This window comes from Castellaniella sp. FW104-7C03 (genome assembly GCF_040276085.1).
Classification (GTDB): domain Bacteria; phylum Pseudomonadota; class Gammaproteobacteria; order Burkholderiales; family Burkholderiaceae_B; genus Castellaniella.
On sequence record NZ_JBELOK010000009.1, the window covers coordinates 21,151 to 40,709 of the forward strand.

General features: G+C 58.1%; 11 protein-coding genes. 5 read left to right on the top strand and 6 right to left on the bottom strand.

The window, feature by feature from the left end; all coding sequences use genetic code 11:
- The first annotated feature begins 7 nt into the window (after positions 1-7).
- The 3 genes from ABS758_RS11470 to purL all read left to right on the top strand — a co-directional run bounded on the left by ABS758_RS11470 (position 8) and on the right by purL (position 5,631).
- Positions 8-844 (top strand): PHP domain-containing protein, encoded by an 837-nt coding sequence (locus tag ABS758_RS11470; RefSeq protein WP_350383017.1) that lies wholly within the window; start codon positions 8-10, stop codon positions 842-844.
- A gap of 12 nt (positions 845-856) precedes the next feature.
- The gene (gene greB / locus ABS758_RS11475) at positions 857-1,408 is read left to right on the top strand and encodes a transcription elongation factor GreB (protein WP_350383015.1); all 552 of its coding nucleotides are present in this window, start codon (positions 857-859) and stop codon (positions 1,406-1,408) included.
- Between the two features lie 176 nt (positions 1,409-1,584).
- Positions 1,585-5,631, top strand: coding sequence for a phosphoribosylformylglycinamidine synthase (gene purL, locus ABS758_RS11480; protein ID WP_350383013.1), 4,047 nt, complete (start codon positions 1,585-1,587; stop codon positions 5,629-5,631).
- On the opposite strand, the gene ABS758_RS11485 is transcribed toward purL, so the two are convergent.
- Positions 5,628-7,985 carry an acyl-CoA dehydrogenase gene (locus ABS758_RS11485; protein WP_350383011.1) on the bottom strand — a complete coding sequence of 786 codons (2,358 nt, stop codon included), beginning with the start codon at positions 7,983-7,985 and terminating at the stop codon, positions 5,628-5,630. The genes purL and ABS758_RS11485 overlap by 4 nt on opposite strands.
- Before the next feature lie 113 nt (positions 7,986-8,098).
- Between ABS758_RS11485 and guaB the strand changes: the two genes are divergently transcribed.
- Complete coding sequence (gene guaB / locus ABS758_RS11490; protein WP_350383008.1) at positions 8,099-9,559, top strand: IMP dehydrogenase; 1,461 nt, start codon at positions 8,099-8,101, stop codon at positions 9,557-9,559.
- 128 nt (positions 9,560-9,687) lie between these two features.
- Here the strand turns inward: guaB and ABS758_RS11495 are convergent, their stop codons facing one another.
- The gene (locus tag ABS758_RS11495; RefSeq protein ID WP_350383006.1) at positions 9,688-10,416 is read right to left on the bottom strand and encodes an alpha/beta fold hydrolase; all 729 of its coding nucleotides are present in this window, start codon (positions 10,414-10,416) and stop codon (positions 9,688-9,690) included.
- Entirely contained in the window at positions 10,413-11,645 is a 1,233-nt protein-coding gene (locus ABS758_RS11500) for a YbfB/YjiJ family MFS transporter (RefSeq protein ID WP_350383004.1), read from the bottom strand. The genes ABS758_RS11495 and ABS758_RS11500 overlap by 4 nt, the downstream gene beginning before the upstream one ends.
- Positions 11,646-11,797: 152 nt before the next feature.
- On the opposite strand from ABS758_RS11500, the gene guaA reads away from it, so the two are divergent.
- Positions 11,798-13,390, top strand: a complete 1,593-nt coding sequence (gene guaA, locus ABS758_RS11505) for a glutamine-hydrolyzing GMP synthase (protein ID WP_350383002.1) — start codon at positions 11,798-11,800, stop codon at positions 13,388-13,390.
- Positions 13,391-13,733: 343 nt separating this feature from the next.
- Here the strand turns inward: guaA and ABS758_RS11510 are convergent, their stop codons facing one another.
- The 3 genes from ABS758_RS11510 to ABS758_RS11520 form a co-directional block, all read right to left on the bottom strand.
- Positions 13,734-17,570 (bottom strand): SIR2 family protein, encoded by a 3,837-nt coding sequence (locus ABS758_RS11510; protein ID WP_350383000.1) that lies wholly within the window; start codon positions 17,568-17,570, stop codon positions 13,734-13,736.
- Between the two features lie 63 nt (positions 17,571-17,633).
- Positions 17,634-18,464: a nucleotidyl transferase AbiEii/AbiGii toxin family protein gene (locus tag ABS758_RS11515; RefSeq protein ID WP_350382999.1), complete on the bottom strand. Its 831-nt coding sequence runs from the start codon at positions 18,462-18,464 to the stop codon at positions 17,634-17,636.
- Positions 18,464-19,300, bottom strand: a complete 837-nt coding sequence (locus tag ABS758_RS11520) for a type IV toxin-antitoxin system AbiEi family antitoxin domain-containing protein (protein WP_350382997.1) — start codon at positions 19,298-19,300, stop codon at positions 18,464-18,466. The genes ABS758_RS11515 and ABS758_RS11520 overlap by 1 nt, the downstream gene beginning before the upstream one ends.
- Positions 19,301-19,559: the final 259 nt, after the last annotated feature.

Below are 19,559 nucleotides of genomic sequence, written 5' to 3' on the forward strand. Positions count from 1 at the left end.
CCTGCTTATGGCCTTAAACATCGATCTTCACAGTCACTCCTTTGAGTCTGACGGCGAACTGCCGCCGGCTGCTGTCGCAGCGCGTGCACATCAAAACGGGGTTGATTGGTGGTCGCTGTCTGATCACGATGAAACCCGCGGGCTCACAGAGGCCGCTGAAGCGGCAGGTCAACTGGGTATGGGGTTTATTCCCGGCGTCGAGATTTCAGCCAATTTTTGCGAAAAAACCATTCACATTGTTGGGCTCAACATTGATCCGCAGCATCCGGTGCTGGCCGAGGGGCTGGCCCGCATCCGCCAAACACGAGTGGATCGGGCCAGGAAAGTTGCGCAGCTTCTGACTGATTGCGGCATTACTGATGCCTGGGAAGGCGCATTGAGTCACGTGGACAACCCCAATCTGATCAGCCGGGTACATTTTGCCCGGCATTTGCTGGACCAAGGTCACGTCAAGACGCTGCAGCAGGCGTTCGACCGCTACCTGGGCGACGGCAAGCGGGCCTTTGTGCCCACGCAATGGGTACCACTGGCGCAGGCGGTTCAATGGATATGTGCGGCAGGGGGCAAGGCCGTACTGGCGCACCCAGGGCGGTATCGCTACAAACCAGCTCAGGCCGATGCATTGTTTTCGGCTTTCAAGGAAGCGGGCGGACAGGGTATCGAAGTGATTACGGGCAGCCACAGCCCGGCACAATATGATTACTACTCCCGCGTTGCTTTAAGCTATGGATTTGAGGCCTCCCGTGGTTCGGATTTTCACGCACCAGGGGCAGGGCGGGTGGATCTTGGGCGCATGCCTGATCTCCCGGCCAATCTCACGCCTGTTTGGCACGATTGGATTTAAGCAAGGTGCACCATGAATAAAGCCTTCGTCAAAGAATCAGACTCCGACGACGAGGATCAGCTACCTGATCCCAGCCCGCTGCCAGCAGGCACAAAAAACTATATGACCGTCACTGGTTATAAAGCGCTGAATGCCGAGCTCACGCATCTGCTCAACACCGAGCGCCCCGATGTCGTGCAAACGGTTTCCTGGGCGGCATCCAATGGTGATCGCTCTGAAAACGGGGATTACATCTACGGTAAAAAGCGTCTGCGCGAGATCGACCGCCGGATTCGCTTTTTAACCCGCCGGCTGGAGTCTGCTGAAGTCGTTGACCCTGCCTTGCAACCGAATCGCGACCAGGTCTTTTTTGGCGCAACCGTGTATTACAGTGACAGTCAGGGCCAGGAATTCACCGTCACCATTGTGGGGGTGGATGAGGCCGAGCCCTTGATCGGGAAAATCAGCTGGGTGTCGCCGGTGGCCCGGGCCCTGATCAAGGCACGCGAAGGCGATACCGTGATTTTGCGCACCCCGGCGGGTGTCGAAGCGCTTGATATCCTCGAGGTCCGCTACCCCGAGTAACAGGCTGCCTTTGCGGCCGGGTGCGCTTTTGCAGCTTATGACCGCACACAGGTAAACGGGGGTATCCCGGCTGCCGCATCGTATTGCAATCATCCCGAGTCAGGTCTCTGCCGTGATGACGCCCCGATCCCGGTAAAATAGACAGCTTCTGATCCTTTTGTCTGTGGGCTTCTGTCGTGACCTCTGTATTGATCATCCCCGGTTCTGCCGCTTTGTCCGATTTTCGCCGGCAACGCCTTTTGAGCACTCTCAATGGCCGAGGCCTGCCGGTTGCCGCTGTGGCGGCGGCTTCGTGCTATTTTGTCGAGACAGACGGCCCTTTGTCCGATGAGGATCTCGCACGCGTCAAAGCCTTGCTGGATGATGGTGGTGATGTAGTGCCTCCCGCCGATCGTCACGTCATTCAGCTGCTGGTTGTGCCACGCCTGGGCACGATTTCTCCCTGGGCCAGCAAAGCCACCGATATTGCCCATCATTGCGGTTTGCAACAGGTGCGGCGCATCGAGCACGGCGTCCGGTATTACATTTCGCCCGAACGCACCCTGGTTGGCAGTCGCAAACTCGACGAACCGCAATTGCAGCTGCTCGCCACCTGTCTGCACGACCGCATGACACAAACGGTGGTGCCAGCCGATTTCGATGGCAAGGCCTTGTTTACGCCTGTCTCTGGACAGCCAGTCAAGATAGTCCCGGTGCTGGCCGATGGTCGCACCGCACTGCAACAAGCCAACCTGCAGATGGGCCTGGCTCTGTCGGGGGATGAAATCGATTACCTGCTGCGGGCTTACTCCGACCTCGGGCGCGACCCCACCGATGTCGAGCTCATGATGTTTGCGCAAGCCAATAGCGAGCACTGCCGCCACAAAATATTCAATGCCCACTGGACGCTGGATAAGCAGGCCCAATCGCAAACCCTGTTTGACATGATTCGTGCCACCCATGCTGCGCAGCCCGAAGGCACCGTAGTGGCTTATTCCGATAACGCAGCCGTCATGCAGGGTGGCCCAGCCTCAGTGTTTCATGCTGCGGGGGCCGATAACTCTGTTTATCGCCGTGATGCTGCAACCATGCACATTCTGATGAAGGTTGAGACGCACAATCATCCCACGGCGATTGCGCCGTTTCCGGGTGCGGCCACCGGAGCCGGCGGTGAAATCCGCGACGAAGGCGCCACAGGGCGTGGCTCCAAACCAAAAGCGGGCCTCACGGGTTTCACGGTATCCAACCTGCGGGTAGACGAGACCCACGAGCCCTGGGAGACCCCGGCGAAAGCCCCTGATCGCATTGCTTCCCCCCTGGATATCATGATCCAGGGCCCCATTGGCGGTGCTGCCTTCAACAACGAGTTTGGCCGTCCCAACCTGCTGGGCTATTTTCGAGCCTTTGAGCAAACCGTCAATGACGTGCATTGGGGCTATCACAAGCCCATCATGCTCGCAGGCGGGCTGGGGCAAATCGACGATCGTCTCACGCATAAAGATCCGCTGCCACCGGGCGCCTTGCTGGTTCAGCTGGGCGGGCCGGGCATGCGTATCGGCATGGGCGGCGGTGCGGCCTCCAGCATGGGGGCGGGCACCAATCAGGCCGAGCTCGATTTCAACTCCGTGCAACGCGGTAATCCCGAGATGCAGCGGCGTGCCCAAGAGGTCATCGACCGTTGCTGGCAGCAGGGCGCAGATAATCCGATCCTGGCGATTCACGATGTGGGTGCCGGTGGCCTGTCCAATGCGTTTCCAGAGCTTGTCAACGATGCCGGGCGTGGTGCCGAGTTCGAGCTGCAGCGTGTCCCACTCGAAGAATCCGGCCTTTCACCGGCCGAAATCTGGAGCAACGAATCCCAAGAGCGCTACGTACTGGCCATCCAGCCAGAAGATCTGGCCCGCTTTGCAAAAATTGCGGATCGCGAGCGCTGTCCCTATGCCGTGGTGGGCGTTGCTACCGAGGCCCGCCGCTTGCGTGTCACCCAGGGAGAGGGTCTTCCCGGGCTGGATCGCCCGGAGGGCGAGGTGTCAGCCAATGGCCTGCGGCCAGTGGATGTCCCCATCGATGTGATCCTGGGCAAACCGCCCCGGATGCAGCGTGAAGCAAGTCGTGAAACCATTCAGGGCCAGCCGCTTGATCTTGTTGGCGTTGATCTGGGTGAAGCCATCGAGCGCGTCTTGCGCCACCCCACGGTGGCCAACAAGTCGTTCCTCATCACGATTGGCGACCGCACCGTGGGTGGCCTGACCTCCCGAGACCAGATGGTTGGCCCCTGGCAGGTGCCGGTAGCCGACTGCGCCGTTACCTTGCGTGATTACGAAGGTGTGGCCGGCGAAGCAATGGCGTTGGGCGAGCGCAGCCCGCTGGCGATCCTCAACCCGCCGGCCTCCGGGCGCATGGCAGTCACAGAAGCGCTCACCAACCTTGCTGCAGCCGGGGTGGCGCGTCTCGAAGACGTCAAGCTGTCTGCCAACTGGATGGCTGCTTGCGGACAACCCGGGCAGGATGCCGCGCTGTTTGATACGGTTGCCGCTGTCAGCGACTGGTGCCAGACCCTGGGCTTGTCCATTCCGGTTGGCAAGGATTCGCTCTCCATGCGCACAGCCTGGGAGGACGATGAAGGCACGCATGCTGTACTATCGCCGGTATCCCTGGTGGTTACCGCCTTTGCGCCTGTGGCTGATGTGCGCACCACGCTGACACCACAGCTGCGCACGGATGCGGGTGATAGCGTGTTGCTGCTCATCGATCTTGGCGAGGGCCGTCAACGCATGGGCGGCTCGATCCTGAGCCAGGTGTATGGCGAGATCGGGGCTGAAACCCCGGACATGCAAGACGGTAATTTGCTGCGTACTGCCCTGATGGCCCTGCGCGAACTGGTCAGCCGCGGCTGGGTACTGGCCTGCCACGATCGCTCTGACGGCGGGCTGATGGCCAGCGCAGTCGAGATGGCATTTGCCGGTCATGTCGGTGTATCGCTCAATCTCGACATGCTCACACTCGACCCCCACATCGCCGATGCCGGAGACTTCAAGATCCGCAATGACCAGGTGGCGGTGTTGCACCACGAACATAACCTGACCGCACTGTTTAACGAAGAAGCTGGATGGCTGATTCAGGTGCCGCGCGCCCATCGCGACGAGGTTTTGCAGTTTCTGCGTCAAGAGGGGTTGGCCGCCATTGCGCATGTAGTGGGCATGCTCAACTCCCGGCAAGAGTTTCAAGTGTTTCGGGATGGCGCCATCACCTACCATCGGCCTTTGTCCGAGCTTGGTCAGATCTGGAGCGAAACCACGCACCGGATCATGGCCCGCCGCGATCACCCCGACTGCGCCGAGGCCGAACACGCCCGCTGGCTGGATACAGAAAACCCCGGCCTGGTGCCACAGGTTGCATTCAACCCGCAAGAAGACGTCGCTGCACCGTTTATTGCGCGTGGCGCACGGCCAGGTGTTGCAATCCTGCGCGAGCAAGGCTGCAACAGCCAGGTCGAAATGGCCTGGGCCTTTGATACCGCAGGCTTCGAGGCTGTGGATGTCCATATGACGGATCTGCTGGCTGGCCGTGTGCGCCTGGATACCCTGCAGGGTCTGGTGGCTGTTGGCGGGTTTAGCTACGGTGATGTCTTGGGCGCCGGCGAAGGCTGGGCCCGCACCATCCGCTACAACGCGGCACTGGCAGACCAGTTTGCCGCTTACTTTGCACGGCCCGATGTCTTTGCCCTGGGTGTATGCAATGGTTGTCAGATGATGGCTGCTCTGGCCGACATGATCCCCGGCGCGCAACACTGGCCGCGTTTTACCCGTAACGTCTCCGAAAAATACGAGGCCCGTCTCTCGCTGGTCGAGATCCTGGATTCACCCTCCATCTTTTTTGCCGGCATGGCGGGCGTGCGTGCACCCATTGCAGTGGCGCACGGCGAGGGCTATGCCAACTTTGCCCGCCAGGGCGATGCCAGCCAGGTAACAGCGGCTGCCGCCTTTGTAGACACCGCCGGCCAAAGAACAATCTCATATCCGGACAATCCCAATGGCAGCCCGGAAGGCCTCACAGCAGTCACAACCGCCGACGGGCGCTTTACTGCCATGATGCCGCACCCTGAGCGCGTAACCCGTAATGTCGCGATGTCATGGCGGCCTGCCAGCTGGGGGCCTGCAGATACGGATGACGGCACCAGCATCCATGGCGGATTTACGCCATGGATGCGGATGTTCCGTAACGCCCGGGTCTGGCTGGGTTAAGCTCCATCCGCTTGCGTGTGTGAGGGTGTATCGGTGTTTGACAGCCCCGAGAAATCGGGGGCAAAGTCGTCAACGCCGATCACGCGGTCGCGCAAGGTGTTGCGGGCGTGCAGGCGTTCGTATTCATCGTCGGTCAATCCGCCGGCAGCGTGCACGGCCTGTGCAAGGTCGCGTACGTTGGCACGCGGATCACCTGCAGGAATTTTGCCGGACTTTTCAAAATCACGGACCTTGCGCGCCAGATCTTGTGTATCCATCACGGCCTGCAGTGCGGATTCGATGGCGGCCACGGGCTCTTGTGGATCTTCAGGAAGATAGGCCAGGTGGGTCAGCCGGTCTCGGGTTGGACCAAGCGTGCATAGCGCCTGTGCCACTTCTGCCGAGAGCTTGTCGGATGGTGCCGGGAAACTGCGTCCCCAGGGCATCAGTGCCACATGCAAGGCGCACGCCAATATTCGGTTGGGGAAATTGTGCAACACTCCGGAAATTGCGTCTTCAGCCCGACAAAAGGCGTCCTGAATCGCCCAATGGGCCAGTGGCGCGTCGCCTGGCTGCTGGCCCTCGTCGTGAAAGCGCTTCAGGGTGGCGGAGATCAGGTAGAGCTGCGACAACACATCACCCAGACGCGCAGAGATGGATTCCCGGCGCTTGAGCGAGCCCCCCAGACTCAGCATGGCGACATCCGATAAGGTGGCCAATACCGCGGAGTAGCGGGTGAGCTGCCGATAGTATCGGACCATCGCCGGCGCCACTGCAGTGTCGGGGCGTGCAAAGCACGCGGCTGTCCAGCCGTGTGCAATGGCCCGCAGGGCATTGCTGCCGGTGTGACGCATGTGGCCCCAAAAGGCCTTGTCAAAGTTATCCAGCCCCTGTTTGGGGTTGCTGTCCTGGGCCGCTTGCATCTCGGCGAGCACAAACGGATGGCAACGGATGGCCCCCTGGCCAAAGATGATCAGGCTGCGCGTGAGAATATTGGCGCCTTCCACGGTAATCCCCACGGGGATCTGCTGATAGGCCCGACCCAGGAAGTTTTGCGGGCCAAGAATAATGCCTTTCCCGCCGATGATGTCCATGCCGTCGTTTACCACCATGCGGCCGCGCTCGGTGACGTGATATTTGACAATAGCCGAGACCACGGCAGGTTTTTCTCCCAGATCCACCGCACCCGCCGTCATGGCACGCGCCGCATCCATCAGGTAGGTGTGGCCGGCAATCCGGGCAAGGGGCTCGATCACACCCTCAAACTTGTGAATGGGCGTATGAAATTGGTCGCGCACCACGCTATAGCCACCTACTGCGCGGGCGGTCAGCTGCGCCATGCCTGCGTAGGAGGAGGGCAGGGAGATGGATCGCCCGGCCGCCAGGCACTCCATCAACATGCGCCAGCCCTGGCCGGCACGGGCCTGGCCACCAATGATGTACTCCAGCGGAATAAACACATCGTGTCCGCGTGTGGGGCCGTTCATGAACATCGCATCCAGCGGGAAATGCCGCCGGCCGATCTCCACCCCAGGGTGGTCGCGAGGTACCAGGGCGCAGGTAATACCAATATCGGGTTGCGCGCCCAGCAAACCATCGGGGTCGTATAACCTGAAGGCCAGCCCCAACACTGTGCAAACCGGGCCCAGGGTAATGTATCGCTTGTCCCAGCTCACTCGCATGCCCAGGGTTTCCTGCCCCTGCCACATGTCCTTGCACACGACACCGGAGTCTGGAATGGCAGCAGCATCCGAGCCCGCCCACGGGCTGGTTAGTGCAAAGGCCGGGATTTCCTCGCCGCTAGCCAGACGTGGCAAGTAGTAATCTTTTTGCTCGGTGGTGCCGTAATGCAGCAGGAGCTCGGCAGGGCCCAGCGAGTTGGGTACCATCACCGTGGCCGATAGCGCCGAGTTGCGCGAGGCCAGGCGTGTGATCACCGCCGAATGCGCCACCGCAGAAAACCCCAGGCCGCCGTATTCTTTGGGGATGATCATGCCAAAAAAGCGGTGGCTGCGGATGTAGTCCCAGGCTTCAGGTGGCAAATCCAGATCTTCGCGAGTAACCCGCCAATCGTGCACCATGGCACACAATGTTTCTACTTCGTGATCCAGAAATGCCTGTTCTTCGGCAGACAGCCGTGGCAGCTGGATGGCATGCAGTGCACGGGCACTGGGCCGCCCTGAAAACAATGCACCATCCCACCAGACGCTGCCCGCCTCCAGGGCTTCGCGCTCGGTGTCGGACATCTTGGGCAGGATCCGCTGAAACACGCGATAAATGGGGCGGGTAAGGTAGCGCATGCGTAAATCAGCCCGCCACAGCACCACAGCTGCCGCCACGAGGATCAGGATAATCAGGACAAACACAAAAGCCATGAGGAGCCTCCCATTTGCATACTATCGTAGCCTTGGGCCGCCAGCAGGGATAGGGGTTTATCCTAGGGGCTCAAGCGCGTATAATCCTGCTTTGCCCGGAGTCTACACAGTTTATGCGTCTGATCAAAAAAGCGCTCACCTTCGACGACGTCCTCCTGGTGCCTGCCTTCTCCCAGGTTCTGCCGCGCGACACGCGTCTTGTCACCCAGCTTACACGGGATATCCAGCTAAATATCCCGCTGGTTTCTGCCGCCATGGATACGGTTACCGAGTCTCGCCTGGCCATTGCCATGGCCCAAGAGGGCGGTATCGGCATCATCCATAAAAACCTCACCGCCGACGAACAAGCCCGGGAAGTCTCGCGCGTCAAGCGCCACGAATTCGGCATCGTCATCGATCCGGTTACTGTTACGCCCACCATGAAAGTACGCGATGCCATCGCATTGCAGCGCCAGCATGGCATTTCGGGCTTGCCAGTGGTCGAGGCCGGCAAGCTGGTGGGGATTGTCACCAACCGGGATCTTCGCTTCGAAGATCGCCTGGACGTTTCTTTGCGCGAGATCATGACGCCGCAAGAACGGCTGGTCACGCTGCACGAAGGTGCCACCCTCGAAGAAGCGCAAGCCCTGATGCACAAGCATCGCCTCGAGCGCGTACTCATCGTCAACGACAAATTCCAGCTGCGCGGCCTGGCTACGGTCAAGGATATTGTCAAGAATACCGAGCACCCCCTGGCCAGCAAAGACAGTCAGGGCCAGTTGCGTGTCGGTGCAGCTGTCGGCGTAGGCGAGGGCACCGACGAGCGTGTCGAAAAACTGGCTGCGGCCGGTGTCGATGTGCTTGTGGTGGATACGGCACACGGCCACTCCGCCGGCGTCATCGATCGCGTGCGCTGGGTTAAAAAGCACTATCCCCATATTCAGGTGATTGGCGGAAATATCGCTACTGCTGCCGCTGCACTGGCATTGGCAGAAGCTGGTGCTGATGCCGTCAAGGTGGGTATTGGCCCGGGGTCAATCTGCACCACACGTATCGTGGCAGGTGTAGGTGTACCCCAGATTACCGCCATTGCCGATGTGGCTCAGGCCCTCGAGGGCACAGGTATCCCCCTGATCGCCGATGGCGGCATCCGCTATTCGGGCGATGTTTCCAAGGCGCTGGCTGCGGGCGCGTCCACGTGCATGATGGGTGGCATGTTTGCCGGTACCGAAGAAGCCCCCGGAGAAGTCGTGCTGTTTCAGGGGCGCTCTTATAAGTCGTACCGTGGGATGGGCAGCCTGGGCGCCATGGCGGATGGCTCTGCCGACCGCTATTTCCAGGATCCCAACAACAATATCGACAAACTGGTGCCAGAAGGTATCGAGGCCCGCGTGCCGTACAAGGGCAGTGTCATTGCCATCATCTACCAATTGGTGGGCGGTATCCGCGCATCCATGGGGTACTGCGGCAGTGCCACGATCACCGATCTTCATGCCCAGGCCGAGTTCGTCGAGATCACCTCGGCCGGCGTGCGTGAATCCCACGTGCACGATGTGCAGATCACCAAAGAAGCGCCCAATTATCGCGCGGATTGATCGGTGCCGACCACTATCGCGCAAAGCCCAGACCCGCACCCTGGGACGTTTGCGCGACCTGTGCGAAGGCGCAACGCGGGACGACGGCTGCCGCCACAAGAAGCTGCGATCTTCGCCACCCTGACGTATCAGCGGCTGGCAGGTTCGGCGTCCAGCAAGGCCTCGGCCACCCGATCGGGCGCGCTGATCATCGCGTCGTGGCCGCAGTCCAGGTCCTGCCAGGACCAACGAGTGCCATAGGTTTCGCGCGCCCATGCATAGGCTTGAGCGACGGCCTGGAAGGGGGGGCGGATGCAGCGCACATATGTGGCCGGCAAGCTATTGCCCAGCGGATGGTTCAGGCGCAGCGGTTCACGATAGGATCCGATCGGATGTGGCGTCAAGCGGTTCTGCACGGCGGCAATGTCGGCGGCCCGTGTCAGGCCCAGGCTTTCAGGCCGGGGCGGCGGGATGCCGCCGGTGTCGGCGGCGCTGTGTTCCAGCCGCTGAATGACGGCCTCGGGCAAGGTGTCGAAAGTTGATTGGCCGGGCGGCAGCAAAAAGGCATCCAGATAGACCAGGCGTCGGATACGTTTGGGCAGGCGGTCGGCCACGCCGGAGATCACCAACCCGCCGAAGCTGTGGCCGACCAGAATGACCTCGCGCAGATCCTCTTTGGTTAGGTAGCACTCCACATCCCGGATGAAGGTGTCCAGTGTGATGTCCGGCCCCAGCAGGTTGCTGCGTTCTCCTAGTCCCGGCAGGGTAGGGGTATCGACGCGATGCCCCGCTTGCCGCAATCTCTCTGCGACAGCCGACCAGCACCAGCCGCCGTGCCAGGCGCCATGAATGAGCAGGTAAGGATGGGGGCTTGTCATGGGCTGATCTCCGTCTGGCTGGTGACTTTGTCGCACGTACGCAGTCGCAGGATGGGCAGCGCACCGGCGATCAGGCCCAGGGTGCCCAGAACCAGAGCAAATCCCAGCGGCGCACCGAACAAGGCGTGAGTCAGACTGAAGAACAGCGGACCGATCAATTGGCCCATGGCGAAGGATGCCGTCATTGCCGCCATCTGCCGCTTGGCGCCAATGCGGCCGACGGCCGCCTGAGCCTCTTGCAGGCCTACCATGGTGATCACCATGAAGGTACTGCCAACACACAACGCAGCCAGTAGAATGGCAGCTAGCGCATGCCACAGGGCCGGCAGCAGCACGCCGATGGCCATCAGGATCTGAGCGCCTGCCCAGATCTTCTGGCGACTGAAGCGGCGCGCCAGACGGCTTGCAATCAGGGTGGACGCTGCACTCGCCAGTCCGAAAATTGGCCAAGCCAAACTGAACAACCAGGGATCGGGCACCAGCAATCGCGCTTGGGCGGGTAGGAAAGTGGCAGGAAGAATATAGCCGAAACCGTACACGCCATAGCACAGGATTAGTCCCCAGTGCAGCGGCGGGATGGGAGCGGGCGTGGCCTGTGAAGCCGGTGCCTGCTTGTCCACCGCGTCAGTTTCTCGAGGTATGGTCGCTGGCCTTGGATCGGCTTGGTTCGACGGTCGCCACAGCATGGATGCCCCGATCAGCCCCAGCAGAGCCGCGGCCGCCAGCCACAGCCAGGCGTGCGAAGAGGTCGTGCCCAGTAGTGTCAGCCCCATGCAGGCCAGCCCCGCGAATGTAATTCCGCAGCCCACGCCGGCGAAGACGATGCCGCTATGCCGTTCCTTACCTTGCGCGTTCAGACGGGCGATGCACAGCGATGCCGTCCCGATCATCACCCAGGCGCTGGCCACGCCCGCCAGTAGGCGCCAGACTATCCAGCCGGCCCAATGGCCATCCAGCCCCATGGCCGCTGTCATCAGTACCACCAGCCACAGGCCGGTGCGCAACAAACGCGCCGGTGACCAACTCAGGTGCGTTACCAACAGAGCGCCGAGTAAATAGCCCAGGTAATTGGCACTAGCCAACCATCCCCCTTGAGCCAGGCTCAGGCCCTGATCGGCCTGCATCATGGGCAGGATGGGTGTGAATGCAAAGCGGCCAATCCCCATGGCAACGGCAAGAGCCAGCAGGCCTGCAAAAGGCAGGGGGATCAGAGAAGCACGTGAGGACATTGGTTTGCAGCTGACAAATCCATAACCCGACTACTGTAATGGCAGTGGTGACTCTGACACAAATATTATCGGCAGCGCGGGCCCGAACATTGGAAGCTGCACCCTCGCATGGGTTAAAGTAACGCCTTGATCAGCCACTCAAATCGTCTGCCATGCACCAACGCATTCTGATCCTGGATTATGGTTCCCAGGTAACCCAGCTTATTGCCCGTCGCGTCCGCGATACAGGGGTTTATTGCGAGATTCACCCAGGCGACGTCGATGACACATTTATCCAGGATCAGCTGGATCATGGCCTGAAAGGCATCATTTTGTCGGGTAGCCACGCATCGGCCTACGCCGACGAATCCCTGAAAGTGCCTGGGACGGTTTTCGAGGCAGGAGTGCCGGTGCTGGGCATCTGCTACGGCATGCAATCGATGGCGCTGCAACTGGGTGGCAAGGTCGAGTTCTCCGACCATCGCGAGTTTGGCTATGCTGAAGTCCGCGCCCACGGCCATACGCAGTTGCTCAACGGGCTTCAGGATTTTGAAACCCCCGAAGGCTACGGCATGCTCAAGGTATGGATGAGCCACGGCGACCGCGTCACACAACTGCCTCCGGGTTTTGTGCGGATGGCATCCACTCCCTCATGCGACATTGCCGGCATGGCTGATGAAACACGGCATTTCTATGCCGTTCAGTTTCACCCCGAAGTCACCCACACGGTGCAGGGCCAGGCCATGCTTCAGCGCTTTGTCACCGAGATCTGCGGGTGCTCGCGCGACTGGAACATGCCTGATTACGTCACCGAAGCCGTCAACCGCATCCGCGAGCAAGTGGGTAATGACGAAGTCATCCTGGGCTTGTCTGGCGGCGTGGATTCTTCGGTGGCCGCGGCCCTGATCCACAAAGCCATCGGCGAGCAGCTCACCTGCGTGTTTGTCGACCACGGCCTGCTGCGTCACAACGAAGCCAAGCAGGTGATGGACACCATGGCACGCAATCTGGGGATTCGCGTGATCCACGTGGATGCCAGCGAGCAGTTCATGGGCAAGCTGGCCGGTGTGGCGGACCCCGAAGCCAAGCGCAAGATCATTGGCCGTGAGTTTGTCGAGGTCTTTCAAGCTGAATCCGCCAAGTTGAAATCTGCCCGCTGGCTGGCGCAAGGCACCATCTACCCCGACGTGATTGAATCCGCGGCCTCCAAGACAGGCAAGGCTGTGGCGATCAAATCGCACCACAATGTAGGCGGGCTGCCCGAGACGCTTAATTTGAAGCTGCTTGAGCCTCTGCGCGAGCTTTTTAAGGACGAAGTACGCCACCTGGGCCTGGCCTTGGGCCTGCCCCCAGAAATGGTGTTTCGTCATCCGTTTCCGGGGCCTGGCCTGGGGGTGCGCATTCTGGGTGAAGTTAAACCCGAATACGCCGACTTGCTGCGCCGCGCCGACGATATCTTTATCACCGAGCTGCGTAACACCATCGAGCCCGAATCCGGCAAATCCTGGTACGACCTGACATCGCAGGCCTTTACCGTATTTTTACCGGTTAAATCTGTGGGTGTGATGGGCGACGGCCGCACCTACGATTACGTGGTAGCCCTGCGTGCCGTACAAACCAGCGACTTCATGACAGCCGACTGGGCCGAGCTGCCATACGCGTTATTGAAGCGGGTATCCTCACGCATCATCAATGAAGTGCGCGGCATTAATCGGGTCACGTACGATGTGTCGAGCAAACCGCCTGCTACTATTGAGTGGGAGTGAGGGTATTTTATAAGTTATTGATTTTATTTAAAAATAAAATCTCAATAACTATGTCTACCACATCATCAATGGTATTTTTCATGGCATGCGAAGGGCTCGCCATGAAGAATCGCCGATACCATGGCTAGATGAATGACGCTAGCATGGTATCGGGAAAGAACATCAGCCATTCCTGACGAGACATGGGGTGTTCTTGAGTTTTTATGGCATCAAGATCGGACCCCGTCTCGCACCGCACGGGTGGCGACACAACTCCCCTAACGATAAAGCCTTTCAACAACGGTAAAGACGCAAAGAATAGAAAGGCAATTGTGGTTCGCGAACCATATGGGCATGTCGTGCATCACCTTGCGTCCCATCGTCGCTTCAGAGAAATCAGTCTATCGTCGCTATTTAGTGCGCTGCTTGCCTCTCCAATTTGTTTCAATATCCCTTCCATACCATAGGGCCATGCCAGCGCGTTGTCTGGCAGAACGGCATGGAGTAGAGCCAGCGCCTGTTCCGGGTACCGATTTACTATGTTGTCTCCGGATCGACGAAGCTCTGGCAGCATCAAATGATCACGCTCGATTCTGCCCAAGAGCGGCAAAACCAATGCGGTTATGGTCGGAAATTCATCTCCGCTGGAGAAAGCCAATTCGCAGAGGCGGGCCGACGTGTTGGGCGATCTGGCTGACAGTTGGCGCGGCCAAATCTGCAGTAGTTCGGGAAGCTGTCCTCTCCATCGCTTGTGTGAGTTTTCGTTCTTCTCGTCAGACCATCGTTGAGCCTGCCATAGTACCCGTGATCGAAACTCGTCATCGACAGTCAAAAGTAAGCTATGCATCTCATCATTGGAGATACAGCGCTCGCCGGTAACGTTGTCGACAGTTCCCCACCCGGCAAGAATCATACCTGCGATGATTTCACCATATGAGCGGCGCGATGGGAGAGGATTAGCGGCGAACTCCAGCATGTCGTTTTTCAACCGCATATAGAGCTCTCGATTTGGAGTTCTCGCCCCCCATAAGAAGCCCGACCATGCTGCGTCGCGGTCGTCCGTGTCGTTACCTTGAAGCGCAGGCAACAAATATTGTTCCGTCCATTTCGGATCGACAGCGAAAAACCAGTTGAGGTTGTGAAACAAGATCACAATCGCATGTCTGCGCAAGTCGTTTGGAAGCGCTAATAGGGCCTCAGCGTGAACGAGCCATTCGGAAGGAAAGCCTTGATTTTGACTGAGATTATCCTTGCGTGGATCGTTAAAAAGCGCCTGCGCGATCTTACCCGTAGGAGAATTAATCGCTTCCATCGTCCAGTCTGGTTCCTCGGAACCACGAACAATACCCGAACGTCCTTCGTTCGGAGATTCACGGAGGACGTCGGCCAGCTTCCTCAAAATGCGGTCGAAAACAGGAAGGCAGTCTTTGCTTAGTTTCGGACTGGCATCTTGTAGCCAATCGGTTGCAGGGCGAAGGATCGTTGCAAGCTGCGCATTTGGATAACGAGCTAGTCGTTCGGCAATCAGCCAGGTTAATCTGGTCGTGTCATTCTTCCGTGCCTCTGAATTAAGGAACCGTTGCCATGCCCAATTTGGGAAATTTCCTCGTTTAACTGCATAGGTCAACGCAGCAAAAGCGCGCGCAGGGCGTTGAGCAGCGAGGCCAGAAAAAGGATCGTTCTCGATGAGAAAATCGTCTGATCGACCGCTACGTTCCTTGGCTCGCAGCAGTACTAGTGAAAGGGGAGTTTCCGCTAGTTCCTCATGACTGGTGTTAGTCCTGACCCATCTAGTCCGACCTTCCAACGATTCAGCAGCCTTCCCGCCATAATCCTCTTTCCAGTCGGGCACAGCAGCACGGAGCAGCTTCGCTTGTCTACGGGTGTTGGCAGAAAGCTTGCATCCTGAGTTTTGAAGCCACTGAATGCGATTTAGAATCGACCAAGCTCGTCTGCTATCGAAGGCTGCAATCTTCTCGCGCCGCCATCGCTTTGGGCCTATCACCAGCTTTTCTTCGATTAGTTTGCGAGACTTACCGCTGAGTTTCGTCCATCGATTCGCGAGGACCAACAAAAGATCTCGCTGATGAGAGTTATTCCAGAACGCGTCATCGCTCAAAGACGCTATAAATTGTCCGAAGTCATCATCTGAGACGACGTTTCGCTTTCCTGATGCCCATATTCGCAAGCGTGCGAAGATGGTGTCATCGTCCGTAGGCCAAGACAAAAACTCGCGCTTAGCGGCAGCTCTATTGGTTTTGCTCAGTTGCGAAAAAATTTCGGCAAATCGGATAACCGCGGCTGAAAGTCCGTGAGTTCGATCATAGCCGGTACCTTCGATACTGTCCTGAACTATCGGGCTTATATTGCTAAGGCCGTAACCTCCTATTTCGTGCTCAAGTGCAAGGGCCAGCTCAAGATTGTGTCGCAGGACTCTAACGACAATTGCACACCACTCGTCCGGTACCGTAACTGCTTCATGCGTTTCAGGATATTTGACGTCCATCCGCAACAAGCGAGCGCCGTCCTCTCTATCTGGCACCAGTGCAGGCGGCTTTGGGGCAGCCCAGAAATCCGGCTCCACAGAAAGACGTGGTCGAAGCACCTCCCCAAGCCGCCGAGTGACAGCGCTACTCCATCCGTCGGTCTTAATGACGGTTTGCAACGCGTACCAATCTCTGTGGAAATCTTCGACGTAGTTCCAAGCCTCAAAAAGCGACCGCCAGGCGTTGCGAATGTCCTTGTGGATGGGGCGATTGCTTCGCTCTAGCTCCCATGAAATGCGTTCTTGAATGCTCCGATTAAGTGACAGCTGATGAGCCGCCCACCACACAGCGGCAGGTTGGTCGCAGACCTTTGCTAGCCATACTCCCAGCTGACCTATCCGCGGGACAAGACGTGGGGAATGGTTAGCCCAATGGCCGCGAAGCGCGGCAAGATTTTCATCGCGGATCGGTGATCGATCAAGGCGATTAAGTTCGAAGGCGTCCCACGCATCGGTTGCAGCCTCGCGCTTAGCATAATGATCTTCAGGATCAGGTTTGCTGGGCGTGGTGTCGGAATCGAGGCCGTATAGATCGAACGGATCAAAATAGGGTCCTTTGCGGCCCAATGAGCCTGAACTGCCCGGCTTTGCAAATCGGCGATACTTGTCGAACACACAAAGCCATTCAGCAGGTGGAAGAACTTCGCCGACACAAAACTTCTTCATACCTTCATAGGTGGAAACGACATGTGCCACCTGACCCCGCTCATGCGGCTGAACTGCTGCTGGCCCTTTCTTGGATGCGTCAATAACCTTTGCATACCAAGCATCAGGATCACGCGCACGCTCTGCCCAAGCTTCAAGGGATTGCCATAAAGCAGCGTGTTCGTTATCAGGGCTATAGGGAATAGCTTCAACACCTTTGTGCTGCCATCGTGCAGCAGCACCATTGTAGTCACCGGACTGAAAAGCATAAGCATTCTCAAGCCTTCCTGAAGCTTTCCGCAATGCTTCAAGGAGATATTGAACGGGCGGATCGTCAGCCGTATACCCAACGAATACAACGACATACTTGTTAAGTATTTCACGAATGAATGTTGTTGCCCATCCGTCCGATAGATATGCACGACCAAATTCGGAGCTTGAGAGAACAAATCCGTCACCCTCGGCGCCGGTATAAGTCGGCGTGGATCGACCATGAAGATACACTACTCCATTGATCTCATTTTGGTGCAAAGGGTCTGGTAACCTTGGCGGTCGCCATGTTGGAAGTTTTCTACCGCAGTTGTCAAACAATCTGTCGAAGTTCGTCGTAACCAATTGAACAGCACCCTCTGGCGTAGTCGCTAAGTCGAGCAAAATCCTATGTGCGGTGAGATCACATCCCGTGGACGGCTTCAACGCAGATGCTACCGCCTCCTCAATGTCACGAGATGCAAAGTCTCTCTCCAGAAGTCCGAAGACACGGTCGGCCGATATAACGCCGGGAACGCCAATGCGTCGGTCAATTTCCTGAGCTTCTTGGATAAGCTTATAGGCTGGACTGTTCTGATCAACGCCAAGCTTGGAAACTACCTTACGAGCTAAGCCAAAGAAATCAGGGAGTTTCGCGCGCGCTCTTGATACTCCCGCACCACAGAAGAAAATTACGCGGCCCTGATCTCTGGCCAGGAGGAGGTCATCGGGGATTGATGGCCCGTCAGCTAAGAATCGCAAATTCCAGTCTCCATTGTTTATCTTAGACTACTAAAGTCTGGCACGGTAGGCCTGTCGCCCAGCCTATGGTAGGTCGGCGGCACGAATCGCGCGCAATACTTCTCGGAAGACGTCGTCGAAGGGCGGTAGATGATTCATTTGGTGAGCGAGCCGCTGCGACCATAGCTGCCGTAGACGGTCTTCCTTTTTCGCGATTGCTTGCTCCATGCCCGTGAGGACACGTTGACGCAGTTCCAGCTTCGCTTCGAGCTCGGGCCGCATTTCCGCAATTCGCAGGTCAGCCGAATCGAGCAGATACCATAGGTCATACAGATCGCGGGGTTCGTTGCGCGCCCGATCACTCAGGGCGAGAAGCTTCTCTATGACGATTTCCTCGATGGCGTAGATCTTCACGGTCGGCCCCGCTGGCAGGTCGTCAAAACCGTCGTAGGTACGATGAACCGGGCGGTCTTGCAGCGGAAAGCACAGAACCTCGCGAATGGTGACATCGACCTTCACGTCGTTTTCGGCAGGCAGCGGGCCCTGATAACGCAGGTAAAAGGTATGATTGTTTTGGTGGCTGTGGCGATCTAAGCGATCGAATGTGATGCGCAGTCCAGCTTCAGCGTTGATGGCCGCGAAAATTTCGTCAAATCCAGCCAGTATGTCTTCGAGCGTGATCGGGTTGATCAGCGTGAAATCCAGATCTTCAGAAAAACGGTAATCCTCGAACCAGCAGCGGCGCAAAGCCGTTCCCCCCTTGAATGCCAGCACGTCGCGCAGCGGGTGGTTTGCCAATCCAGTCAGGAACCAGGCCAGCACGTAGTCGCGTTCAATCACAGATTCGGGGATGCGGCGGCCGCCAGCGTTCACCAGCGCGTTCGAGATCATTGAGATGTTGCGTTGTGGGATCATCAGGTAAACCTTATGCTGTCCAGTTCTTCGGCGGGCACATTGAGCTGGAGTTTCCAGCGGGATAAGTGGGGCCCCTCCGCAGGAAGCAACGGGTCGAGGCGCAGGTAAGTGGCGGTCAGTTGGGAGAGCAAAGGCTCCAGCGTTGCTGCATCAGCCAGTTCGTAATGTTCCAGCAAGTAGCCCAGGCGGCGGATGACTGCACCAACACCGAGACGTTGGGCGTAATCCATCAGTCGCTGGATATTCAGCGTGTCTCGCTTCATCCACAGGCCTTTGGCGACCTCGGTGATTCCACCGACGTATGCTGGGTGTCTGAGGCCATCGATGATGGTTCGTTCCATGTCGCTGATCATGACGAAGCGCTGTCTGTCGATCCAATGCTTCATGACTCCGAATTCCTGTTTCTCCATGATAAGGACGAACCGGAAGTCATAGCCACCGACGGTCTGCGGTCGGACCCGTCGGGTGCTGGAGGCGTAGATGGTGAAGTTGGGCTGGGTCACCATGCGGTGCAGTTCGAATGCCGTGCCGTGCGACAGGAAGTAGGGCGCCGTACCAGCGAGTTCTCTGGCGATGATGTACGGGCTATCGACGTGTTCTGTGGCGCGGCCGAGCTCAAAGGGCACGAGGTTGTACAGCCCGGGCTTCAACCGCGTTACCAGGCCTCTTTGCTGAGCCTTGTGCACCAGATTGCGGGCGGCTGAGGGCGACAGGCCAGTGATGGAGGCGACATCGGCGACATTGAACGTGGACCGACGCTGCTCGTTCAGCTCAACGAGCAGCTGCGCAGCACGAGGGCCAAGCGTCTTGATGTGAAAATTACTTTCTTTGTTCAATTCATATCTCTATCGGAGACATTACATGCATAGACAATAACATAAATTATATTTTGTGGGCATAACAATTCTTTCTAGGGTATGGTTTGACTAGAAAGTATAAATCTCATTCAGGGTATTGTGGATCTTGGTCATGCGTTATCCTTGAGTGAGTTGATATCGTCTGGTAATAGGGCAGTGGAAGGTCAAGATCCCTATGGGACGGGACTTTCAGCAAAAACCTATGGTATTGCAGGCACAAAATCAGCGTCTCAGGGAA

What these genes read in the sequence shown, in the direction of transcription:
- ABS758_RS11470 (WP_350383017.1), top strand. Translation starts at nt 8, where the DNA reads ATGGCCTTAAACATCGATCTTCACAGTCACTCCTTTGAGTCTGACGGC.
- greB (WP_350383015.1), top strand. Translation starts at nt 857, where the DNA reads ATGAATAAAGCCTTCGTCAAAGAATCAGACTCCGACGACGAGGATCAG.
- ABS758_RS11485 (WP_350383011.1), bottom strand. Translation starts at nt 7,985, where the DNA reads ATGGCTTTTGTGTTTGTCCTGATTATCCTGATCCTCGTGGCGGCAGCT.
- guaB (WP_350383008.1), top strand. Translation starts at nt 8,099, where the DNA reads ATGCGTCTGATCAAAAAAGCGCTCACCTTCGACGACGTCCTCCTGGTG.
- ABS758_RS11495 (WP_350383006.1), bottom strand. Translation starts at nt 10,416, where the DNA reads ATGACAAGCCCCCATCCTTACCTGCTCATTCATGGCGCCTGGCACGGC.
- ABS758_RS11500 (WP_350383004.1), bottom strand. Translation starts at nt 11,645, where the DNA reads ATGTCCTCACGTGCTTCTCTGATCCCCCTGCCTTTTGCAGGCCTGCTG.
- guaA (WP_350383002.1), top strand. Translation starts at nt 11,798, where the DNA reads ATGCACCAACGCATTCTGATCCTGGATTATGGTTCCCAGGTAACCCAG.
- ABS758_RS11515 (WP_350382999.1), bottom strand. Translation starts at nt 18,464, where the DNA reads ATGATCCCACAACGCAACATCTCAATGATCTCGAACGCGCTGGTGAAC.